This is a genomic window from Sphingobacterium sp. NPDC055431 (assembly GCF_053644255.1).
Genome location: NZ_JBSHLH010000001.1, coordinates 613,689 through 631,515 on the forward strand (window position 1 = coordinate 613,689; position 17,827 = coordinate 631,515).

The following is a 17,827-nucleotide window of genomic DNA, read 5'->3' on the forward strand; positions in this document are numbered from 1 at the left end:
TGTTAATTGACTGATGCTGTTGCTGGGGTAGATGATGTTTCAATCACCTCCATTTGATCCTGATTGTATTTCGAAGGACATTTCATCAAAATCTTGCTGGCATGGAAAACATTACCTTCCATTTTACCGGTCAAAACAATTTGTTCAGATCGCTCGATATCCTGAGGTTTAGAACCATTGAATACTACCTGACACTCTGTACTGTCATTGTCAAACATGTAAAAAGAGAAATGGTTTGCATCCTTCACAGGATCATAATGCAGATCTTTTTGTTTATTCAAAACACCTACTACATAGATCTCTGTCTTCTTTTCCCTCGCCTCAGTAAATGTTGAATATGTACTAGAATCGGTATAGATCACAAGTATCATCGCAATAGCTATAGCTATAATTACAATTAAAATGATCGAACTTTTCTTCATCTCTATATGAATATAATATTAACCAACTGCAAAATTACGAAATAGTAGTGCAAGGAATGAATTTAGCAATGAAATTGGGTTATTTAGAATGTTTCTATTTAAGTTACATTATTTTTTGTAAGTATCTTAAATGTAAGTACTTGCGGATGTGTTGGGAGTATTAGATTCTTGATTTCCAGTAAAATCTAATTTCAGGCTTTTGTAATAAAAGTGATTCAAATAAGAAAGCTCAGTCAAATTAATGTTTTTGAATGAGCTTTCTTATATTCTTTTATCCTTATTTATTAAGCTTCAGCTTGTTCTGGGTTAAATTTTTCTCCTGAGAATCTGGTGACTAACATCGCGGCGACGGTGTCACCTGTTGCATTCAGGACGGTAGCTAATGGGTCCACCAAAGCGCCGATGATCAAAATAGATGGTACTGCTTCATTTGGTATTCCATAGATGGAGATCATTAGCATTTCTCCGATAAATCCTCCATTGGGAATCCCACCAGCAACCATAGATACCAAGACGGTGATGCCTACTGCGGTAATCAAAGTGGTTGGCTCAAAGAAATTCCATCCTAAGATGGAGAAAGCAACATAGATCTTTAGGATAGATGAAATGGCGGATCCGTTTTTGTAAAGGGTGTTTCCCAAAGGTACCACGATACTAGATATTTCTTTTGGAATCCCAATCCTGTTGGAAGCAATCAAGTTTGCAGGCAAAGTTGCCAAGCTACTACAGGTACTGATGGCTGTTAATGATGGTGAAATATTATGTTTCCAATAAGACTTTACGCCCGATGTACCTTTTGCAACAAAGGCATAAAGGCTGAAAAATACGATAAAAAATACGACTCCAAATCCATAGTAGAACCCTAATGGCTTGGCATAGAATCCAAAGAGCTCAGGGCCTAAAGTCTTTACCTGATAGGCGAAATATGCGCCTAAACCAACAGGTCCAGCTTTCATGACCAAGATCAAAAGGTTTTCCATGACCTTGTTTCCGGCATTCAGAAAGGCAGTGAACTGTTTTCCCATCTCACCAGATTTGCGGGTTGCCGTCCCGACCAAAAGGGCAAAGATGACAAAGGCCAAAATGTTTTTTCGGGAAAGCAGGTTGGCAAACTCATCAACACTCAAAAAACGTACAATTCGGTCGCCCCATGTTTCATCGGCATTGGTGGAAAGGGCTTCATTGACTGCCGAACCATCAGAAATGGCAGTGACAGGAAATGCCCAAAGACCTGCGATGGTCGCTATGGCTGCGATGATAATCGTTCCGATAAATACCGCTGTCATAACCCCAATGGTCTTTCCAAGTTTGTTACTGTCCTCAATATTGGCAATGGAAGATGAGATGGCAAAGAATAGGAGTGGGATTACGGAAACAAAGAGTAAGTTTAAGAAAATATCACCTATGGGTTTAAGGATATCAACTGCCTGAGGGAAGAATATTCCGATTAGACTACCAATAGTAATACCTATTAGAAGTAAGATGATACTTCCGTAATTTTTTAGGATTTCTTTCATTTAAGTAATTTGCTCAAGCTAAAATAGTTGTTTTTATTTTAGATTTGCCAAAAATATATAATGGAATTCGTTAAAACAGCAGATGGCTCAAAAACTTTGTACCATGAGGAGGTGGGAGAGCATTACCATTCTAAACACGGCGCACATCAAGAAAGTGTCCATGTATTTTTGAATACAGGGTTACGCTATTGGTTGGAGAAGGAATCAAGTGGTTCGGCTTCTGTCTTGGAAATTGGATTCGGGACGGGTTTAAATTTCTTGATGACTGCAGATTATTGCCATCAGCATCAGATTTCCCTTGATTATGTTGGCATTGAGGCTTTCCCTTTGAGCCAAGAATTGATTCAGCAGTCTGATTATGGGCAATATATTGCTGACATCGTTTGGGAGAATTTTATTGAAAAATATCCAAATGCGATCAATTCAAAAACCAACCTTTTAGATGCTGTGCAGGTTCAAGTTGCTCATCAGAAAGTAATGGATTTTGATAGTAATGAACTTTTTGATGTTGTCTATTTTGATGCATTTGCAGAAATCCATCAGCCAGAAATGTGGACGCCTGAAACTTTAGCTCATGTTTGTCAGTTTCTAAAACCGGGAGGTGTCTTTGTGACTTATGCCATTACGGGCAACTTAAAACGAGCGATGAAAGCGTTGGGTTTTAGTATTGAAAAAGCGCCTGGTGCTCCCGGAAAACGTGAAATGTTGAGAGCAACCAAGCTATAAGATTTCTTATTTTTTAGGGATTCTGCCCAGAGGCCTTCGGTTTTGTCCTTCAGCCTTGGTCAGGTTGTCTCCAAGATCTCTACGGGCTTCATCAGCAATTTCGAGTAATTTCTCTAATACCTCTGGATTCTGTTCGATGACATTGTACCTTTCTCCAGGATCGCGACGGAGGTCGTATAATTCCATGGTTTTTATTTCTAGTTCTTTGTAATTGCCACCAAAGCCATCATTTCCGGGAAGAATGCCTTCGTAAGATCTGGATTTATGAGGTAAGACCAGCTTCCAATTCTCAAAACGGACAGCCTCCAGGTCATTCTGGTTGTAATAATAGTACATGGATTTCCGTGAAGCTTCTGCCTTAGGATCTTTGATCTGCGCTAAGAAGCTAATTCCATCAATCTGATTGGGATTGTCTTTATAATTTACGATCTCAGCAACCGTAGCAAAAATATCCATGCTACAGGTTAGGTTGTTGTTGATCTGACCTTCCTTAATCATGTTTGGCCAATAGATGATGCAAGGAACACGCTGCCCGCCTTCCCAACTGGCTCCTTTGCCTTCTCTAAACCCTCCTGATGAACCATTATGGTTCCCGAAGTTAAGCCAAGGACCATTATCACTCGTGAAGATAACAATCGTATTGTCGCTCAGTCCATTTGATTTTAAGGTTTGGAAAATCTGACCCATGGAATCATCTATTTCGTGCATGACATCACCAAATAACCCTTGGTCCGAAGTTCCTCGGAATTTTTTCGAAGCAGCAATGGGCACATGGGTCATGCTATGGGCTAAATACAAAAAGAACGGATTGTCTTTATTGGCCTTGATAAAGTCTAGAGCCTGTTTAGTGTAATTTTCTGTCAATACTGCTTGATCTTCGAGGTTGTTGATTTTCAACACCGTATCTGGAATACTTTGTCCAGTTTTTATCTTCAATAAAGGTAATACAGGGTATTTTGAAACATAGGTATCAGGTTTTGCTGGCTTACCATCAAAGCCTACTGGCCACATATCGTTGGAGTAGGGGATTCCATAGTAGGCATCAAAGCCTTGTTTGGTAGGAAGAAATTCAGGTTCACTTCCAAGGTGCCATTTGCCGATGATCTGTGTGCTGTAGCCTTTGCTCTTGAGCATTTCCGCCATCGTGATCTCATCTGGGTTCAAGCCTACTCCAGTAGAAGGCATAAATGCTCCACTGATCCCCATTCGATTAGGATAGTTGCCCGTCAATAATGCTGACCTAGAAGCTGAACAGACCGCTTGAGGAACAAGGAAATTGGTGAAACGGATCCCATTGTTTGCCATCCTGTCCAATACTGTTGTATGATATCCCAATGCTCCGGTAACTCCAAGGTCACCATATCCAAGGTCATCCATAAAGACGAGGATAATATTGGGCTTAGTCTGATTTTTTTGTGCAAAGGCAGTGTTAAAGAGGATGCTTATTACGAGCATCAATGGAATTCGACAAATCATAGGGCTTAGGTCTTTTAACTAATATAAGCAAAAAAAGGTCGCTGAGATAAATCCCAGCGACCTTTTTTTGTGTTAAATTTTCTTAGTGTCCTTCGTTACCATCAGCACCGTGAGCATGTCCATGAGATAATTCTTCAGGAGTAGCTTCGCGAGTGTCTAAGATTTCGATATCGAAGTTTAATTTTTTACCAGCCATTGGGTGGTTCAAGTCAGCAACAACTGCATCTGGAGTTACTTCTACAACAACAGCACGGAATTGGTTTCCTTGGTTGTCTTGCAATGGAAGAACTTCACCAACTGGAGGAAGTCCAGTTTCTTTGAACATATCAGCAGGTAATTGTGCAATTGCACGATCATCGCGTTCGCCATAAGCATCAACAGCTTCTAACTCGAATGATTTTTTGTCACCAGCAGCTAAACCAGCGATGTTTTCTTCGAATTTAGGAAGCATCATGCCTACACCATATAAAAATGTTAAAGGATTCTCAGTCGTTGTTTGCTCTACAAATGTTTTTTCACCGTTATCTTCAATTGTGTGAAGAACGTAATTCAATGTTACTACATTGTTGTTTTCTACTGCCATTCTGATTAGATTGTGGGAATCTATCCCTGTTTATTATTTATTAATTCTATAATATCCTTAATTGACGATTGTGGAAGGCTGCAGGTTTTCTTCTGACAAAGGTATGCTTTGTCTTCCACTGTGTTTTTATGCTCTAACAAAGGAAGACTGCTTTTTGTTCCCCCTAAAGTGATTTTATTGGGGATGTAATATTGATCTAATTCCTTTCGCCAAGCCTGTCCTTGATCTCCCGTGATTGCGATCTCCCAAACTCCCAAGTGGAGTTCTAAGAGTTGGATTGCCCAATTTGAATAGGCCGAACCATAGGATTTAATATGAGGAAAAACGTTAGCAAAAACTCGATCTGCAATTTCCGTGTACCTACTATTATCAAATAATACGCCGAGTTTGAACAATGAACGCACTATTGTTGAAGAGGATGCCGGAATTACATTGTCCATAATCTCACTTTTTCTTGCGATCAGAACTTCAGCGTCCTTACTGCTGTAATAAAATACAGTTTCATTCTCGTCAAAAAACTGGGATATCGCTATTTCTAGGTAAGATTTTGCACGCTCAAGCCACATTTCCTTAAAGGTTGCCTCGTATAAAGCTATATAAGCTTCAATGGTAAATGCATAATCATCTAGAAATCCTAAAATTGTTCTGTTGTGGTCTGACGGCTGATGAAGAAGTCTGCCATTTTGGCAACAATGCTCTTCGATAAAGTTTGCAATCCCTTCTGCTAATTCTAAAAAATGTGAATTACCAAAGGTCCTATAGGAGTCAATTAACCCTTTCATGAACAAGGCATTCCAGGTAGTTAACTGTTTATGGTCCAATCCTGGTCTAATCCTCTTGCTTCTATATTGAAGGAGTTTTGCTTTTATTTCTTTTAGGTGTTCCTGCCATTCATCCTCACTGTAACCCGCTTCCTCGATGAGTTGATTATCCTCGGGGTTCACAAAAGGAATGTTGATTTGTTCTTCAGTCCAATTTCCACTCTTTTTGATGTTGAAGTAGTTTCTTGCGAGGTCAGCATCTTCACCCAAAATATTAAATTCTGCATAGTCGAAAGTATAGAATTTACCTTCTACACCTTCTGAATCAGCATCCAGTGCAGAATAGAAACCTCCATTTGGGTCCAACATTTCGCGTTCAGCCCAAGCTATGGTTTCTTCAACAATGTTTTTATATAATATTTGGGGTCTGTTTTGATAAGCTTCACTATAGAGACTCAATAACTGACCATTATCATAGAGCATTTTTTCAAAATGGGGAACATGCCATTTCCCATCCACAGAATAGCGGGCAAAACCACCCCCAACCTGATCATATATGCCCCCATTTGCCATTTTTTCTAATGTAAAATGAACATGGTCTACAACCCCTTGATCATGGTTCAAGAAGCCATAACGTAAGAAAAAGACCCAGTTATTGGGGAGAGGAAATTTAGGAGCACGATTATAACCACCGTTTTTACCATCAAATTGCTCCTTCCACGGTTCTACGACTTGGAGGATATCACTTAGGGTGTATTGTTCAGGAATGTTCTGTATGGGTAGCTTTTCAGCTTGTTGGATGCCTTGGGTTAGTTTTTCAGCATAATCTATGGCGACTTCCGGTTTTTCCTCCCACATTTGCGCAATCTGAAGCAGAATCTGTTGCCAATCATTAGGCTTAAAATAAGTTCCGCCATAAATTGGTCTACCGTCTGGGAGACAGATACAGTTCAGGGGCCAACCACCAGAATTAGTCATTAATTGAACCGCTATCATATAGATCTGATCAATGTCGGGACGTTCTTCTCGATCCACCTTAATGCAAACAAAAAACTTATTCATGGTTTGCGCGACGGCCTCATTTTCGAAGCTCTCGCGTTCCATTACATGGCACCAGTGACAAGCCGAATAGCCAATGCTAACGATGATTAACTTGTTCTCTTCTTTTGCCTTATTTAATGCTTCTTCACCCCATGGAAACCAATGAACAGGATTATGTTCATGTTGCTTTAAATATGGGGAACTTTCACCTTGTAGTTTGTTTGCCATAACATACGAAGGTAAAAACTATTATTTTAATAATCCTATTAGGTTGGCAGTTCCTCCTCCTAACATTTCAAAGGTCAGATCACCCTCAAGCTGTAAAATTGATACATTGGACGTAGCCAGCTCAATCTCAGAATGGCTCAAATAATTGGTCAGGTTAGAAAGCCCTGGGTTATGACCAAATATCAACAAGGTATCATATTCTTCCGGAACGCTATTGATCACTTTTAGGATATCCATAAAATGGGCCTCATAAATATCTCTCGTCTGATGGATGGATTCTTGAGGGTAACCAAGCACTTCACAGAATAATTCTGCTGTTTGGATGGCACGATTTGCAGAGGATGAGATGACAAGGGTCTTTTCATCTATTTTAAGAGAGTCTTTTAGCTTTTGAGCAATCCTTTCCGCTCTTTCTCTGCCCTTTTTTTGTAGGTCTCTATAAAAATCATCTTTTGAAAAAGAGTGTTCTTCAGCTTTGGCGTGCCTGATAAGATATAATGTTTTCATGTTTTGAATACCTAGTTAAAACACCAAGATAAAGAAATAATAATTAACAAATCGTTCTGAAATTGTTAAGTATTACTTCTAAACTCTGTAATTCTCAATGAATTGTATGCTGCCTTTAAGCTTTTCAACAGAAAATGGCCTTAAGCTTTTCTCAGAATTATCTTGCAGTTTTTTCCAAAGCACTTCATCATTGTCCAAACGCAAAATTTGCTCAGCGAATTTATCTGTCGTATTGGCGTCGAGGATATTGATACCATCCTGAAGATTCATTCCCTCAGCCCCAATCTTGTTGGTGATTACTGGTAAATAATATTCAAAGGCTTGGCCTATTTTTCCTTTTACACCTGCGCCATAACGAAGTGGAGCGATCATGTACTTCGTGTTGAGGTAAAAAGGTTCTATATCTTCAACGAAACCATGGAAAACAACATTTTTTAAGGTTTTCTTTTCTTCATCAATATGTTCATCTAAGTCTCCTACTACATGTAATTTTATTGCGGGATTGACTTTCCAAACCTCAGGCATGATTTCATCAATCAGGTAATTTACAGCATCGATATTTGGGGTATGTTTAGAGCCAACAAAAAGGATTCCTGAACGGTCTTGAAAGCGCGGTATTTCTTCCTTCTTGATCCTTGGGTAATGGATATTTGAAATTACATGAAGTTTTTTGTTATCACAGAGTTTACCCATATAAACCTTTTCCTGTTCAGATATAGGAATGACTATATCAGCCTTTTCTGCAGCTTCCAATTCGTACTGATAGAATTTTTTATATAATTTTTGGAGTTCTTTATTGTTTTCCTCAAACTCTAATGCCCTTTTAAACCTCAAATGATGGATGTCTACCATATCAAAGATTACTTTTGAATCTGGAATGAACTTTTGGGCAGTTTTGTAATATTTATTAAAACTGATTGCGGTATGAAACCATACGATCGGCTGATGGAAAACACTTCTTTTTAAAAATTGGACCACATCATTTTTAGCATGATGCTCATAAACCACGCAAATCCCTAACTTTTGGTAAAACTCATTTGAATCATTCTCATATTTGTTCTGTGTTGTAATCAAGTTGACTTGATAGCCCAGTTCACAAAATTCCTTCATGATCTCTGTAAACCGTATCTCTCCTGAATTATTGTCAACTTTAGGCATTTGGTCGTGAAAGAAAATTATCTGTTTGTTGTTATTGATTTCCAACTTTCTTTCTTCGACGGTATTAGACTTTATTTTATCAAGATATTTTCCCCAGCGAGAATAAAATATTTCCTTGTTTTTCTTAAAGATCATTTCTTTTTGAAGCGCTTTCTCTTGACTTTTATTCTTATAGGTCAGTCCGTCAAAATGAATCACTTTTGAAAAAGGGCTGAAGTATATTTTCTTCCCTTGGTCATATCTTATTCGAAAACAAAGGTCCGTTTCTTCAAAATATGCAGGTTTATAAACAGGGTCTAATAGATTGAGATTTCCTAGATCATCCGTTTTCCTGAAGAGTAGACTGCATCCTGAGGCATAATCCACCTCATACACATAATTTACTTCTGGGAAATAGGCAGGAACATTATTGACTTGATGGATTCTGTCCGCACTTAAAAAAAGCGAACCAGCTTCCTGAAGGGAACCATCGGTATTCAAGATCATAGATCCCACTGCTCCAGCATCCTCCTTCGTGTTGAATACATTGACCAATTCATCTAAAAAACCTTTATGCACGAGGGTATCATTGTTTAATAAATAGATGAAATCGCCTTTTGCTGTCCTAATACCTTTATTTACACTCTCCAAAAAACCTAAATTGGTATCATTGGTTATTTGAACTGTGTTTTCAATATCCGAAAAATCGATGGCATCCTTGCTGCAATCATTGATTAAAAGGAGTTCGAAGCTATTCTCGGGTAAATTTGAATGTATGGATTTTATGCAGGCTCTAGTGGTCGCTTCCATGTTATAATATGGAATGATTATAGAAACTAAGGGCTGTTTTGTTTCAGGAAAAACAAGGGTTTCTTTAACTAAATCAGGCTCTTGAACATTTATTGTAAAGTCATTGATTGTATTCTTTAGTCGTTTCTTTTTTTCGAAATATAATCTGATCTGCTTAGATAAACCCATTTAAGTATTGTAAAGTATTTTATAATAGCTATCAAAAATCTAACCGTAAGTAAATTTTAGACGAAATTTATAATAAAAATGCTACAGAACTAGTCGATTTTAAATGCTAAACCATCAAATTCCTGTGAATATTTTTTATGTTTGATGATGATCCCAGAACAACCTGCAAATGTTTGTTTCGACGTCGAACGTTTAAAATATAGAAACGTTGGACTTTTTCACTTTTGCCTTCAATTGGGAAATGCCTTAATTGATATCGCTGATTCCGACCCTACCCTAAAACTGTATTTTTATGCTCCCCAAAACAGCCAAATCTTGAAGGGAGCCCCTAACTACATAAACAGCAAGCCGATCCATAAGTATATCCAGTCTTTCCAGGTTGATCTAAATGTTTGGCATGGCAGCAACCAAATGACCGACTATCTACCAAGGAACAAAAAGATAGCCAAGGTCCTGACAATCCATGATCTGAATTTTTTACGAGAAAAACCTAAGGATAAGCAAAGGAAATACCTTGCCAAGGTTCAATCCAATGTCGATCAATCCGATGAAATTGTCTGCATTTCAGAATATGTGAAACAGGAAGTTATGGAGTATATAAATATGCGGAATAAACCTTGTTCCGTAATTTACAATGGCAATAATATTAACCCAGCAGTTAGCCCAACAGCAGTCAACTTTCCACTTTTGGACTTATCGGTTCCATATTTGTTTTTCATAGGGGCAATTTTGCCGAAAAAAAACATCGAAAGCTTAGTCTATCTGTTGGTGAAGAATGATTTTAACTTAGTCATAGCGGGAGAGATCTTCGACAAAACCTATCAAAAGAAAATCCTTGAATTGGGTAAGGAACTGGGAGTGATGGATAGGATTTATTTTATTGGAGCAATAAGTGAGGGAGAAAAAGTTTACCTTTTAAAGAATTGTAGATATTTTTGCTTCCCTTCAAAAACGGAAGGCTTTGGATTGCCTGTCGTGGAGGCGATGAGTTTTGGCAAGGACATCATTTTATCAAACTCCACCAGTCTTCCAGAGATTGGAGGAAATGTAGTACGATATCTTGATTCCTTTGAAAAGGATTATTTAATTGAATACGGAAAGGAATTATGTTCTTTCCAGTTTTCAAAGGAAATGGAACTTGCAGTAGTGGAAAGAAGTAAAATGTTTAGCTGGAAAAAAGCAGCTGAAGCCTATTGGGAAATTTATAAAGAATTAGCTTAAATGAGTCAAGTAAATTTTGGAGAAGGAAAAACTATTTTATTGGCAATGCCAGATTGGTTCCTATACCACTCCGTGAAACAGCAATTGGAATTATTTGGGTTTCGCGTCATTGGTATTCCTTTTACTGGAAAATTTAAGTATAAAAACCTTACTGATAGAACCATTAACTTCTTGAGGAAGGTCTTTTTCAATGACAGGAAATACAAGCCCTATTTAAAATACCGTGATACTGGCCAAGGGATAACCAAAGCCGTAGAAGAATTGAACGAGGTCGTTGATTACTGCCTGATGTTTCGAGCAGATTATTACCCTTTGGATATCGTTAAGAAGATCAAGGAAAAAAGTAAGGTCTTGGTTGGTTACCAATGGGATGGATTAGATCGCTTTCCAGGGATAAAAGATTTAATTCCCGAGTTCGACCGATTTTTCGTCTTTGACCCTTCAGATCTGGATTTTCCATCCGTGCAATCTGCCAGCAATTTTTACCTCAATAGCAATAATCCCCATGTTGAAAAGGATATCGATGTTTATTATTTAGGGAATTATGTGCGGTCTAGGATTAATAAACTTGAAAAATTAAGTGACTATCTGAAAAACATCCATTCTAATTCCGTGATCAAGGTCCATTCTGATAAAGAGAAGATTCAAAAGAAATATGGCGATAGATCTTTTGAATTGACAAAGAATTATGTCTCTTATGAGGAAAACCTAGATTTAGTGAACAGGTCTAGGATTATGGTTGATCTATTGCACGATGTACACAAAGGTTTGTCCTTTAGGGTTTTCGAGGCAATCGGGAATGATAAAAAACTAATACTAGACAATCCAGAAATAAAAAAATATGAATTCTATAATCCTTCAAACTTTTTCCTTCTACAGGGGGACAATTTTGACGGTTTAAAAGAATTTATCAATTCTCCATACGAGCCATTACCAGAAGACATCAAACACAAATACTCCTTTGAAAACTGGATCAGATATGTCCTGGATATTGCGCCCTACCAAAAAATCGATCTTCCGAAAAGCTAAACTAATTGATGATACAGCCCCATGATTTGCTGGGCAATGATTTCATCATTAAACCGCTGGGCATATTCTCGCCCTTTTACGGCCATGTTGCTTGCTAATTCGGGATCAGATAGGATCAATTGAATGCTTTTTCGTATTTCTGCAACATTTTCAGGATCAATATAGTTCGAGAAAGGTCCTGCTGCTTCTGGAAATACGCCTGAATTGGTCGTTATAACTGGAGTGCCTGAGTAGAGCGCCTCAATGATTGGAATGCCGAATCCTTCAAATTTGGAAGGATAGATGAAAATATTAGCCATGGCGTAAATCGTGGCCAATTCATCCATACTCAAGCCTTTCATAAAAACAACTTGCTTCTCCATCCCTTTTGAAGCGATATATTCCTTTATGCTCTGCGTGTAAGGGGTTTCTTTCCCAATTATTACCAATGGAATATCCAATACTTCAATGGCCTTTACAATTTGAAATGCATTTTTTCTGGGTTCAATAGAACCAACATTCAATACAAAATCTCTTGGGAGGTTATATTTTAATCGAATTCTTTCTTTTTCCTCCTCAGTCTTTTCAGTTTTAAATGCAGGATGGCTCACCTGGTAGATCACCGATATTTTATCTTCGGGAACCTGGTAGTATGACATCAGGTCCTGTTTAGTCTGTTCACTGATGGCTATGATTCGATCGGCATTTTCAACGGCATATTTCGCCTTTTTATCATAAATCCATCTATCCACTGCGCGGTATAATTCCGGATATCGTAAAAAGATTAAATCATGAATGGTTACGACTGATTTAATTCCTGCCTTTTGCAGTCCAATGGGGATTTCACCAGATAATCCATGGTAGATTTCAACCTTATCCCGCTTTAGATCAGAAATAATGTTCCAATTTCTCCATACCATGGGAAGCATTTTCGAAATCTTGGAAGTAGGTAATTGAATTTTTTTATCAGCCAATTGGTTGGACGTTAGGTTATCCCCAAGTTTTGGCGTGTATTTAATATAATTATTCTCAGGATAGTGTTTTTCAAGTATCCTGATTAAATCCCTGCTGTAATTACCAAGGCCAGTATAGTTTAGGAAATATCTTTTGGCGTCAAATCCTATTGTCAACATTCAGAATTTCTTTTTCAGGTAATTAATTTCGTGAATTTAATTAAAATAAGTGTTTTTTTATCCTCTCGACAAGCATTTCGCTACTTACTAAATCAATTGCCTCTACGCTATCACAAAGACAGGATTTATTGCCATAAACAGAATTCGGTCTATTGGGATGTTCCACCTGAACACAATCTTCCATCGACTGACCATATCCCAAAAATCCAGCATAAGGATGAGTTGCTCCCCAAACTGATACACAAGGAATACCCATTAGGGAAGCCATGTGCATGCCTGAGCTGTCCATGCTGACCATCAGATCAAGATGGGCAATGATATCCAACTCCTGACTTAAATTATATTTTCCTACAACAGAATGCACATTGGGGAACTGTTTTTCCCAGTTCTCCGTAATCTCTTTCTCTTTTGCTCCACCTCCAAAAAGCACAACCTGAACCCCTAGATCTGATAAGGTATGGATTACCTCCGTCATTTTTTCTGTTGGAAGAACTTTATAGGGATGTTGAGCAAAAGCCGATATGCCAACTTTTTTTGCATTTGAAGCCAGAATTGGCATCATTCCCTGAGGAATCAGTCGATGTTGCTTTTCCAATTGATGGTTCAATTGTAGGGTATATCCCAATTTCCTGAAAACATCGGCGTATCGCTCTGTAGTCAGTTTCAAAGGCTTAAAAACCTTGTCCTTGGTACGTGTTAAAGCTTTCTTTTCTGGCCTGCCTTTATCTAGGATTTGAACCTGATGCCCTGCAGTCCGAAAAAGGACGTCCAAAAACCTTGACCTGATGTTATTATGCAGGTCAGCAATCTGTTTTGCCTTGTACTTTTTCAGTTCCTTGAATAGCTTTATTAAACCAGATATTCCATTATGATTTCTCTTGGGTTCGATAGGGTGAAAGATCAAGCGCGGTATTCCATCGAAAAAAGCAGAAAAAAACGGACGTGAAACCATAATGATTTCAGTGTCCGTATGTTGTTCTTGGAATTCCCTTAATACCGAAGCAACCATGGCGACATCACCCATTGCAGAAAATCTAGTGACCAAGATTCGCTTCATCTCAGGAAATTATTTTTGAGCCCCGTAAAGTACAGGATTTAAGTTCGGGTCGTTGTACATCTTCATTTGCTTGTACACCTTCATGAATTTTTTTCCAGCTTCAATGTCTGCAAGCAATTCATCAATACTCTGGGAAAGATCCTTGCGTTGCTCCAACAGCACTGTTAACTTTTGCTGACAAGCATCTTGATGTGCCTTAGAAACATCGGTACGTAAGGTTTCCTGTTCCATATGGTAGATCTTCAGTGCTAAGATCGATAATCTGTCAATTGCCCATGCTGGACTTTCCGAATTGATCTTCGCATCAGCTAGCGCAACCACATCCGCAAATTTCTGAAGATAATAACTGTCGATAAATTCAACGGTATCCGTGCGCTCCTGATTTTGCCTGTCGATTCTTCTCTTCCAATACAGACCTTCACGCGGATCAATATTAGGATTACGGATTACATCCTCCATATGCCATTGCGCCGTATCAATCCAACATTTCAAATACAATAAATGCTCTAAAGTCTCGCGACCATAGGGATTCTCGATCGGCTGATCAATCTTATCATAAACATGGTAATCTTCAATTACCTTCTGAAAAATTTTGTTTGCTGCTGAAGATATCATGTACAAATATAGTAGTTAGTATTTAGTATTTAGTATTTAGAACCGGTTTATCGACCTTTAATTTGTAGTAGTTAGTAATTAGTATTTAGTATTTAGAACTGGTATAACGGACTTTAATTCGTAGTATTTAGTAATTAGTATTTTGTGGACCCCCTAAATAGGATTGACCGTTTTTATACTTATCACATTTTCATCAAATGTCTATTATTTGAGCCGAAAAGCTAATATAATAGGAAAGGAAATTTCCCTTTTTGAAAAAAACAACTTCAGCATTTCAAGACCATTAAGGTCTAAATACTAAATACTAAATACTCTATCTCAAGATTACCCCTGGGAACAGCCCAAATATCACTACAAGGATGGTCAAAACAACCCCAATAACCAACATAACGGAGATGTTGTTGTCTTTAGCTATGATTACTTCCTCTTTATTGGTTTTAAGGAAGGAATACAAAGGGATTTTGAAGTAATAAAACAGGGAGATTACGGAAGTCAGGGCGCCGATAATCAAGAGCCACAAGAAGATAAGGTCACCCCCAGATTGGTAGATTTCAAAAATACTGGTGAAGACCAATAGTTTTCCAACAAAGCCTGCCGTTGGAGGTATTCCGATCAACGATATACCTACTATGGAGAAACAGGTAAATATTAATGGTAGTTTCTTTCCTTGACCGATATAAGCCTGTAGATTGCTGCTGCCCAGCTTCTGTTCCAGGACGTCGATGAATGCAAAACTTGCCAAATTCATCAGCACATATATGAAAATATAGAAGAAAAGAATATCCTGTTGGCCATTTACATAGCCGATAATGGCCATCAAAAGGAAACCGGTATGCCCGATGGAGGAATAAGCCATCAATCGTTTCATATCGGTCTGCCTTAAGGCGATCAAGTTACCAAAGAGCATCGTGATGATTGCCACAATGGAAACAAACATAAAGGTCAGTTCACTAAAATAAAATGGGGTACTGATCCAGGCCGCTGCCAATCTGCTCATCAAGACAATGGCTGCGATCTTGGGTACTGTAGACAGAAATGCCGTTACTGGGGTAGGAGCGCCCTCATAAACATCCGGTGCCCATAAGTGAAAAGGAACAAAACTCAATTTGAAACCAATCCCTGTAAATACAAAGAGGATGGCAATGCTACTCATCACCTCAGGCGCAGCAATCAAACCTTGAATATGCCTAGGACTGGCAAAATTCAAATCCCCTGTAAAGCCATAAATCAATGAAAGCCCATATAACATCACTGCAGAACAAGCCGATCCAAATAAAGCATATTTCATTGCAGCCTCAGATTGTTTCTTGTTTTCCGAGAAATATCCAACCATGATATAGGAACTGATGGATACCATCTCAATGGCAATAAAAGCCATCAACCAATGGGTCGTCATGGAAAACAGGTTCATGCCTATCCCTGCCGCCAAAAGAATGCTGTAGATATCGCCCTTTCTTTTTTTGAATTCCTTATGTGCAAAATGCTGTTGAAGGAAAACGGCTGAGACCAATAAACCTAAGGCAATAAATGCCCTGGCATAAAAAGAAGTCTTATCGAGGGTCAACATACCATAGAACCCAAAATTCGCATAATCATATTGGGTCAAAAGAATGGCAAAAGAGGAAATGATCGTTAAGATGCTGATAAAAAACGAAGACTGCTTCCAGTATTTATCAAATACTAGCGTACAGGCTATACTGAGCAGAAATCCAATGGACATACTCAGTTCTACTTTGAACAAAGGTATCGATCGAATGATCTGATCTATATGGTCTGAAACCTGCAATGCAAACTCGTTCATCTATCTTAACCCTACAAATAAGCTGTTACCAAATCCAATAAACTCAATACAGAGTTGTTCAATACTCCAAATACTAGGGAAGGCATGACTCCCAAGATTAAAGCCAATGCCAAGGTTGGGAATAGAATGATCTGCTCCCTGTTGTTTAAATCTTTTAATTCTGCTGCCCATTCTTCACCGCCTTTCAAACGGGTCTGTCCGAAAAACATGCGCTGCAAGGTCCATAAAAAATAGACCGCACTCATGAGGATACCTAAGGACCCAAATATCGCCATCCAACGTGGAATACCTGTTTGCATGCTTTCCGCGTTGAATGTTCCGATGATCACAAAAGCCTCTCCAATAAATGCGGAAAACCCGGGAAGGCCTAATGAAGCAAAGAAAGCAATGGCAACATAGGCCGTATATTTTGGCATGATGCTCGCCAATCCTCTAAAATTATAGATATATCGATCGTGAACCCGGTCATATAGAACACCAACCAAAAAGAATAATGCTGCTGACAAGAAACCGTGGCTCAACATCTGGAACATTGCCCCTGAAACACCTTCTGCTGTCAAGGATGAAATACCCAATAGTACAAAACCCATGTGGGATACTGAAGAATAAGCAATCAATCGCTTTAGATCGGTTTGAGCCAAAGCATTCAATGCACCATAAATAATGGATACCACAGCTATCAACCCTAACCACCAGTTCGCATCGGCCATCGCATCAGGGAAGATTCCCATACAGATACGGATGATCCCATAGCCACCAATCTTTAGTAGGATACCCGCTAGAATAATAGAAACAGGGGTAGGGGCCTCTACGTGCGCATCTGGTAGCCAGGTATGTAATGGAACAATTGGAATCTTGATCGCAAATGCAATGAAAAGTACGATAAACCCTATCATTCTGGCCGGAATACCTAATATCTCATTGGCATTTCCTAAAAAGTCAAAGAATGAGCCTGGAATATAATTCTCCGGGTTCATCATATACAACATATTGAAAGTATGTGCTCCGGTTTGTGGATTTTGAACTGAAAAATAAAGTCCAACAATCACCAAAAGCATAAATACCGACCCAAATAGGGTGTATATAAAGAATTTAATAGCAGCATATTCCCTTCGTGCTCCTCCCCAAATACCGATCAAAAAGTATAAGGGTAGCAACATGACTTCATAAAATACATAGAACAGGAAGAAATCCAAAGCACAGAATATGCCCATTACTGCTGTATTCAATAGCATTAACAGCGCAAAATAACCCTTTTTACTCTTTTCCATATTCCAAGAGGCACCTACCGCCATTAACATGACAAAGGCACTCAAAAGCAATAATGGTAAGGAGAAGCCATCGACTCCAAGAAAATAATCGATCTCTAATTTACCTATGGAGCCCAGGTCCAACCTGATCCAAGGAAGCTGCTCCACATATTGATAGGAAGCAACATCATTAAATCCACCTGTCGAACCTTGAAAGTTAGCATATAAATATCCTGCCAATCCAAATTGGATCAATGTAACCACTAAGGATAGATATTTGTAGCTCTGTCCCATCCGGTTTGGAAGTAACAGAATGCCTACAACAGCAATCAAAGGCAGAAATATAAGTAAGGATAATGCACCCAT

Annotated in this window: 15 protein-coding genes; 3 read left to right on the forward strand and 12 right to left on the reverse strand. The window is 38.6% G+C overall.

Annotation, left to right across the window (positions count from 1 at the left end; genetic code table 11):
- Window positions 1-2: 2 nt before the first annotated feature.
- A complete protein-coding gene (locus ACWIB3_RS02620) occupies window positions 3-422 on the reverse strand; it encodes a cytochrome c maturation protein CcmE domain-containing protein (protein ID WP_185210929.1) in 420 nt (139 codons plus the stop codon).
- Window positions 423-706: 284 nt separating this feature from the next.
- Window positions 707-1,939: a dicarboxylate/amino acid:cation symporter gene (locus tag ACWIB3_RS02625; protein WP_313260254.1), complete on the reverse strand. Its 1,233-nt coding sequence runs from the start codon at window positions 1,937-1,939 to the stop codon at window positions 707-709.
- Window positions 1,940-1,999: 60 nt separating this feature from the next.
- On the opposite strand from ACWIB3_RS02625, the gene mnmD reads away from it, so the two are divergent.
- Window positions 2,000-2,665, forward strand: coding sequence for a tRNA (5-methylaminomethyl-2-thiouridine)(34)-methyltransferase MnmD (mnmD, locus tag ACWIB3_RS02630; RefSeq protein ID WP_313260252.1), 666 nt, complete (start codon window positions 2,000-2,002; stop codon window positions 2,663-2,665).
- Window positions 2,666-2,671: 6 nt separating this feature from the next.
- Here mnmD and ACWIB3_RS02635 read toward each other — a convergent pair whose 3' ends face one another.
- From ACWIB3_RS02635 to ACWIB3_RS02655, 5 genes are all read right to left on the reverse strand, one after another.
- Window positions 2,672-4,141, reverse strand: a complete 1,470-nt coding sequence (locus ACWIB3_RS02635) for a sulfatase family protein (protein WP_454290791.1) — start codon at window positions 4,139-4,141, stop codon at window positions 2,672-2,674.
- Between the two features lie 82 nt (window positions 4,142-4,223).
- A complete protein-coding gene (locus tag ACWIB3_RS02640; protein ID WP_185210923.1) occupies window positions 4,224-4,724 on the reverse strand; it encodes an FKBP-type peptidyl-prolyl cis-trans isomerase in 501 nt (166 codons plus the stop codon).
- Window positions 4,725-4,744: 20 nt separating this feature from the next.
- Window positions 4,745-6,754 carry a thioredoxin domain-containing protein gene (locus ACWIB3_RS02645; protein WP_454290792.1) on the reverse strand — a complete coding sequence of 670 codons (2,010 nt, stop codon included), beginning with the start codon at window positions 6,752-6,754 and terminating at the stop codon, window positions 4,745-4,747.
- A gap of 21 nt (window positions 6,755-6,775) precedes the next feature.
- Entirely contained in the window at window positions 6,776-7,261 is a 486-nt protein-coding gene (locus ACWIB3_RS02650; protein WP_185210920.1) for a SixA phosphatase family protein, read from the reverse strand.
- A 78-nt stretch (window positions 7,262-7,339) separates the two neighbouring features.
- Window positions 7,340-9,376, reverse strand: a complete 2,037-nt coding sequence (locus ACWIB3_RS02655; protein WP_454290793.1) for a glycosyltransferase — start codon at window positions 9,374-9,376, stop codon at window positions 7,340-7,342.
- Window positions 9,377-9,520: 144 nt separating this feature from the next.
- On the opposite strand from ACWIB3_RS02655, the gene ACWIB3_RS02660 reads away from it, so the two are divergent.
- Both ACWIB3_RS02660 and ACWIB3_RS02665 read left to right on the forward strand, forming a co-directional pair.
- Window positions 9,521-10,597, forward strand: coding sequence for a glycosyltransferase family 4 protein (locus ACWIB3_RS02660; RefSeq protein WP_454290794.1), 1,077 nt, complete (start codon window positions 9,521-9,523; stop codon window positions 10,595-10,597).
- Window positions 10,598-11,626, forward strand: coding sequence for a hypothetical protein (locus tag ACWIB3_RS02665; protein ID WP_454290795.1), 1,029 nt, complete (start codon window positions 10,598-10,600; stop codon window positions 11,624-11,626).
- Here ACWIB3_RS02665 and ACWIB3_RS02670 read toward each other — a convergent pair.
- The 5 genes from ACWIB3_RS02670 to ACWIB3_RS02690 all read right to left on the reverse strand — a co-directional run bounded on the left by ACWIB3_RS02670 (window position 11,623) and on the right by ACWIB3_RS02690 (window position 17,827).
- The gene (locus ACWIB3_RS02670) at window positions 11,623-12,738 is read right to left on the reverse strand and encodes a glycosyltransferase family 4 protein (RefSeq protein WP_454290796.1); all 1,116 of its coding nucleotides are present in this window, start codon (window positions 12,736-12,738) and stop codon (window positions 11,623-11,625) included. The two genes, ACWIB3_RS02665 and ACWIB3_RS02670, sit on opposite strands and share 4 nt — an antisense overlap.
- Before the next feature lie 40 nt (window positions 12,739-12,778).
- Window positions 12,779-13,795 (reverse strand): glycosyltransferase family 9 protein, encoded by a 1,017-nt coding sequence (locus tag ACWIB3_RS02675; protein WP_454290797.1) that lies wholly within the window; start codon window positions 13,793-13,795, stop codon window positions 12,779-12,781.
- 9 nt (window positions 13,796-13,804) lie between these two features.
- Window positions 13,805-14,410: a DUF4254 domain-containing protein gene (locus ACWIB3_RS02680; protein ID WP_185210913.1), complete on the reverse strand. Its 606-nt coding sequence runs from the start codon at window positions 14,408-14,410 to the stop codon at window positions 13,805-13,807.
- A 313-nt stretch (window positions 14,411-14,723) separates the two neighbouring features.
- Window positions 14,724-16,211, reverse strand: coding sequence for an NADH-quinone oxidoreductase subunit N (locus ACWIB3_RS02685; protein ID WP_454290798.1), 1,488 nt, complete (start codon window positions 16,209-16,211; stop codon window positions 14,724-14,726).
- A gap of 11 nt (window positions 16,212-16,222) precedes the next feature.
- Window positions 16,223-17,827 (reverse strand): complex I subunit 4 family protein, encoded by a 1,605-nt coding sequence (locus ACWIB3_RS02690; RefSeq protein WP_454290799.1) that lies wholly within the window; start codon window positions 17,825-17,827, stop codon window positions 16,223-16,225.

Bases quoted from the DNA above. Each gene is read 5' to 3' on its own strand.
- ACWIB3_RS02620 (WP_185210929.1), bottom strand. From the start codon at position 422: ATGAAGAAAAGTTCGATCATTTTAATTGTAATTATAGCTATAGCTATT.
- ACWIB3_RS02625 (WP_313260254.1), bottom strand. From the start codon at position 1,939: ATGAAAGAAATCCTAAAAAATTACGGAAGTATCATCTTACTTCTAATA.
- mnmD (WP_313260252.1), top strand. From the start codon at position 2,000: ATGGAATTCGTTAAAACAGCAGATGGCTCAAAAACTTTGTACCATGAG.
- ACWIB3_RS02635 (WP_454290791.1), bottom strand. From the start codon at position 4,141: ATGATTTGTCGAATTCCATTGATGCTCGTAATAAGCATCCTCTTTAAC.
- ACWIB3_RS02640 (WP_185210923.1), bottom strand. From the start codon at position 4,724: ATGGCAGTAGAAAACAACAATGTAGTAACATTGAATTACGTTCTTCAC.
- ACWIB3_RS02645 (WP_454290792.1), bottom strand. From the start codon at position 6,754: ATGGCAAACAAACTACAAGGTGAAAGTTCCCCATATTTAAAGCAACAT.
- ACWIB3_RS02650 (WP_185210920.1), bottom strand. From the start codon at position 7,261: ATGAAAACATTATATCTTATCAGGCACGCCAAAGCTGAAGAACACTCT.
- ACWIB3_RS02655 (WP_454290793.1), bottom strand. From the start codon at position 9,376: ATGGGTTTATCTAAGCAGATCAGATTATATTTCGAAAAAAAGAAACGA.
- ACWIB3_RS02660 (WP_454290794.1), top strand. From the start codon at position 9,521: ATGATGATCCCAGAACAACCTGCAAATGTTTGTTTCGACGTCGAACGT.
- ACWIB3_RS02665 (WP_454290795.1), top strand. From the start codon at position 10,598: ATGAGTCAAGTAAATTTTGGAGAAGGAAAAACTATTTTATTGGCAATG.
- ACWIB3_RS02670 (WP_454290796.1), bottom strand. From the start codon at position 12,738: ATGTTGACAATAGGATTTGACGCCAAAAGATATTTCCTAAACTATACT.
- ACWIB3_RS02675 (WP_454290797.1), bottom strand. From the start codon at position 13,795: ATGAAGCGAATCTTGGTCACTAGATTTTCTGCAATGGGTGATGTCGCC.
- ACWIB3_RS02680 (WP_185210913.1), bottom strand. From the start codon at position 14,410: ATGATATCTTCAGCAGCAAACAAAATTTTTCAGAAGGTAATTGAAGAT.
- ACWIB3_RS02685 (WP_454290798.1), bottom strand. From the start codon at position 16,211: ATGAACGAGTTTGCATTGCAGGTTTCAGACCATATAGATCAGATCATT.
- ACWIB3_RS02690 (WP_454290799.1), bottom strand. From the start codon at position 17,827: ATGGGTGCATTATCCTTACTTATATTTCTGCCTTTGATTGCTGTTGTA.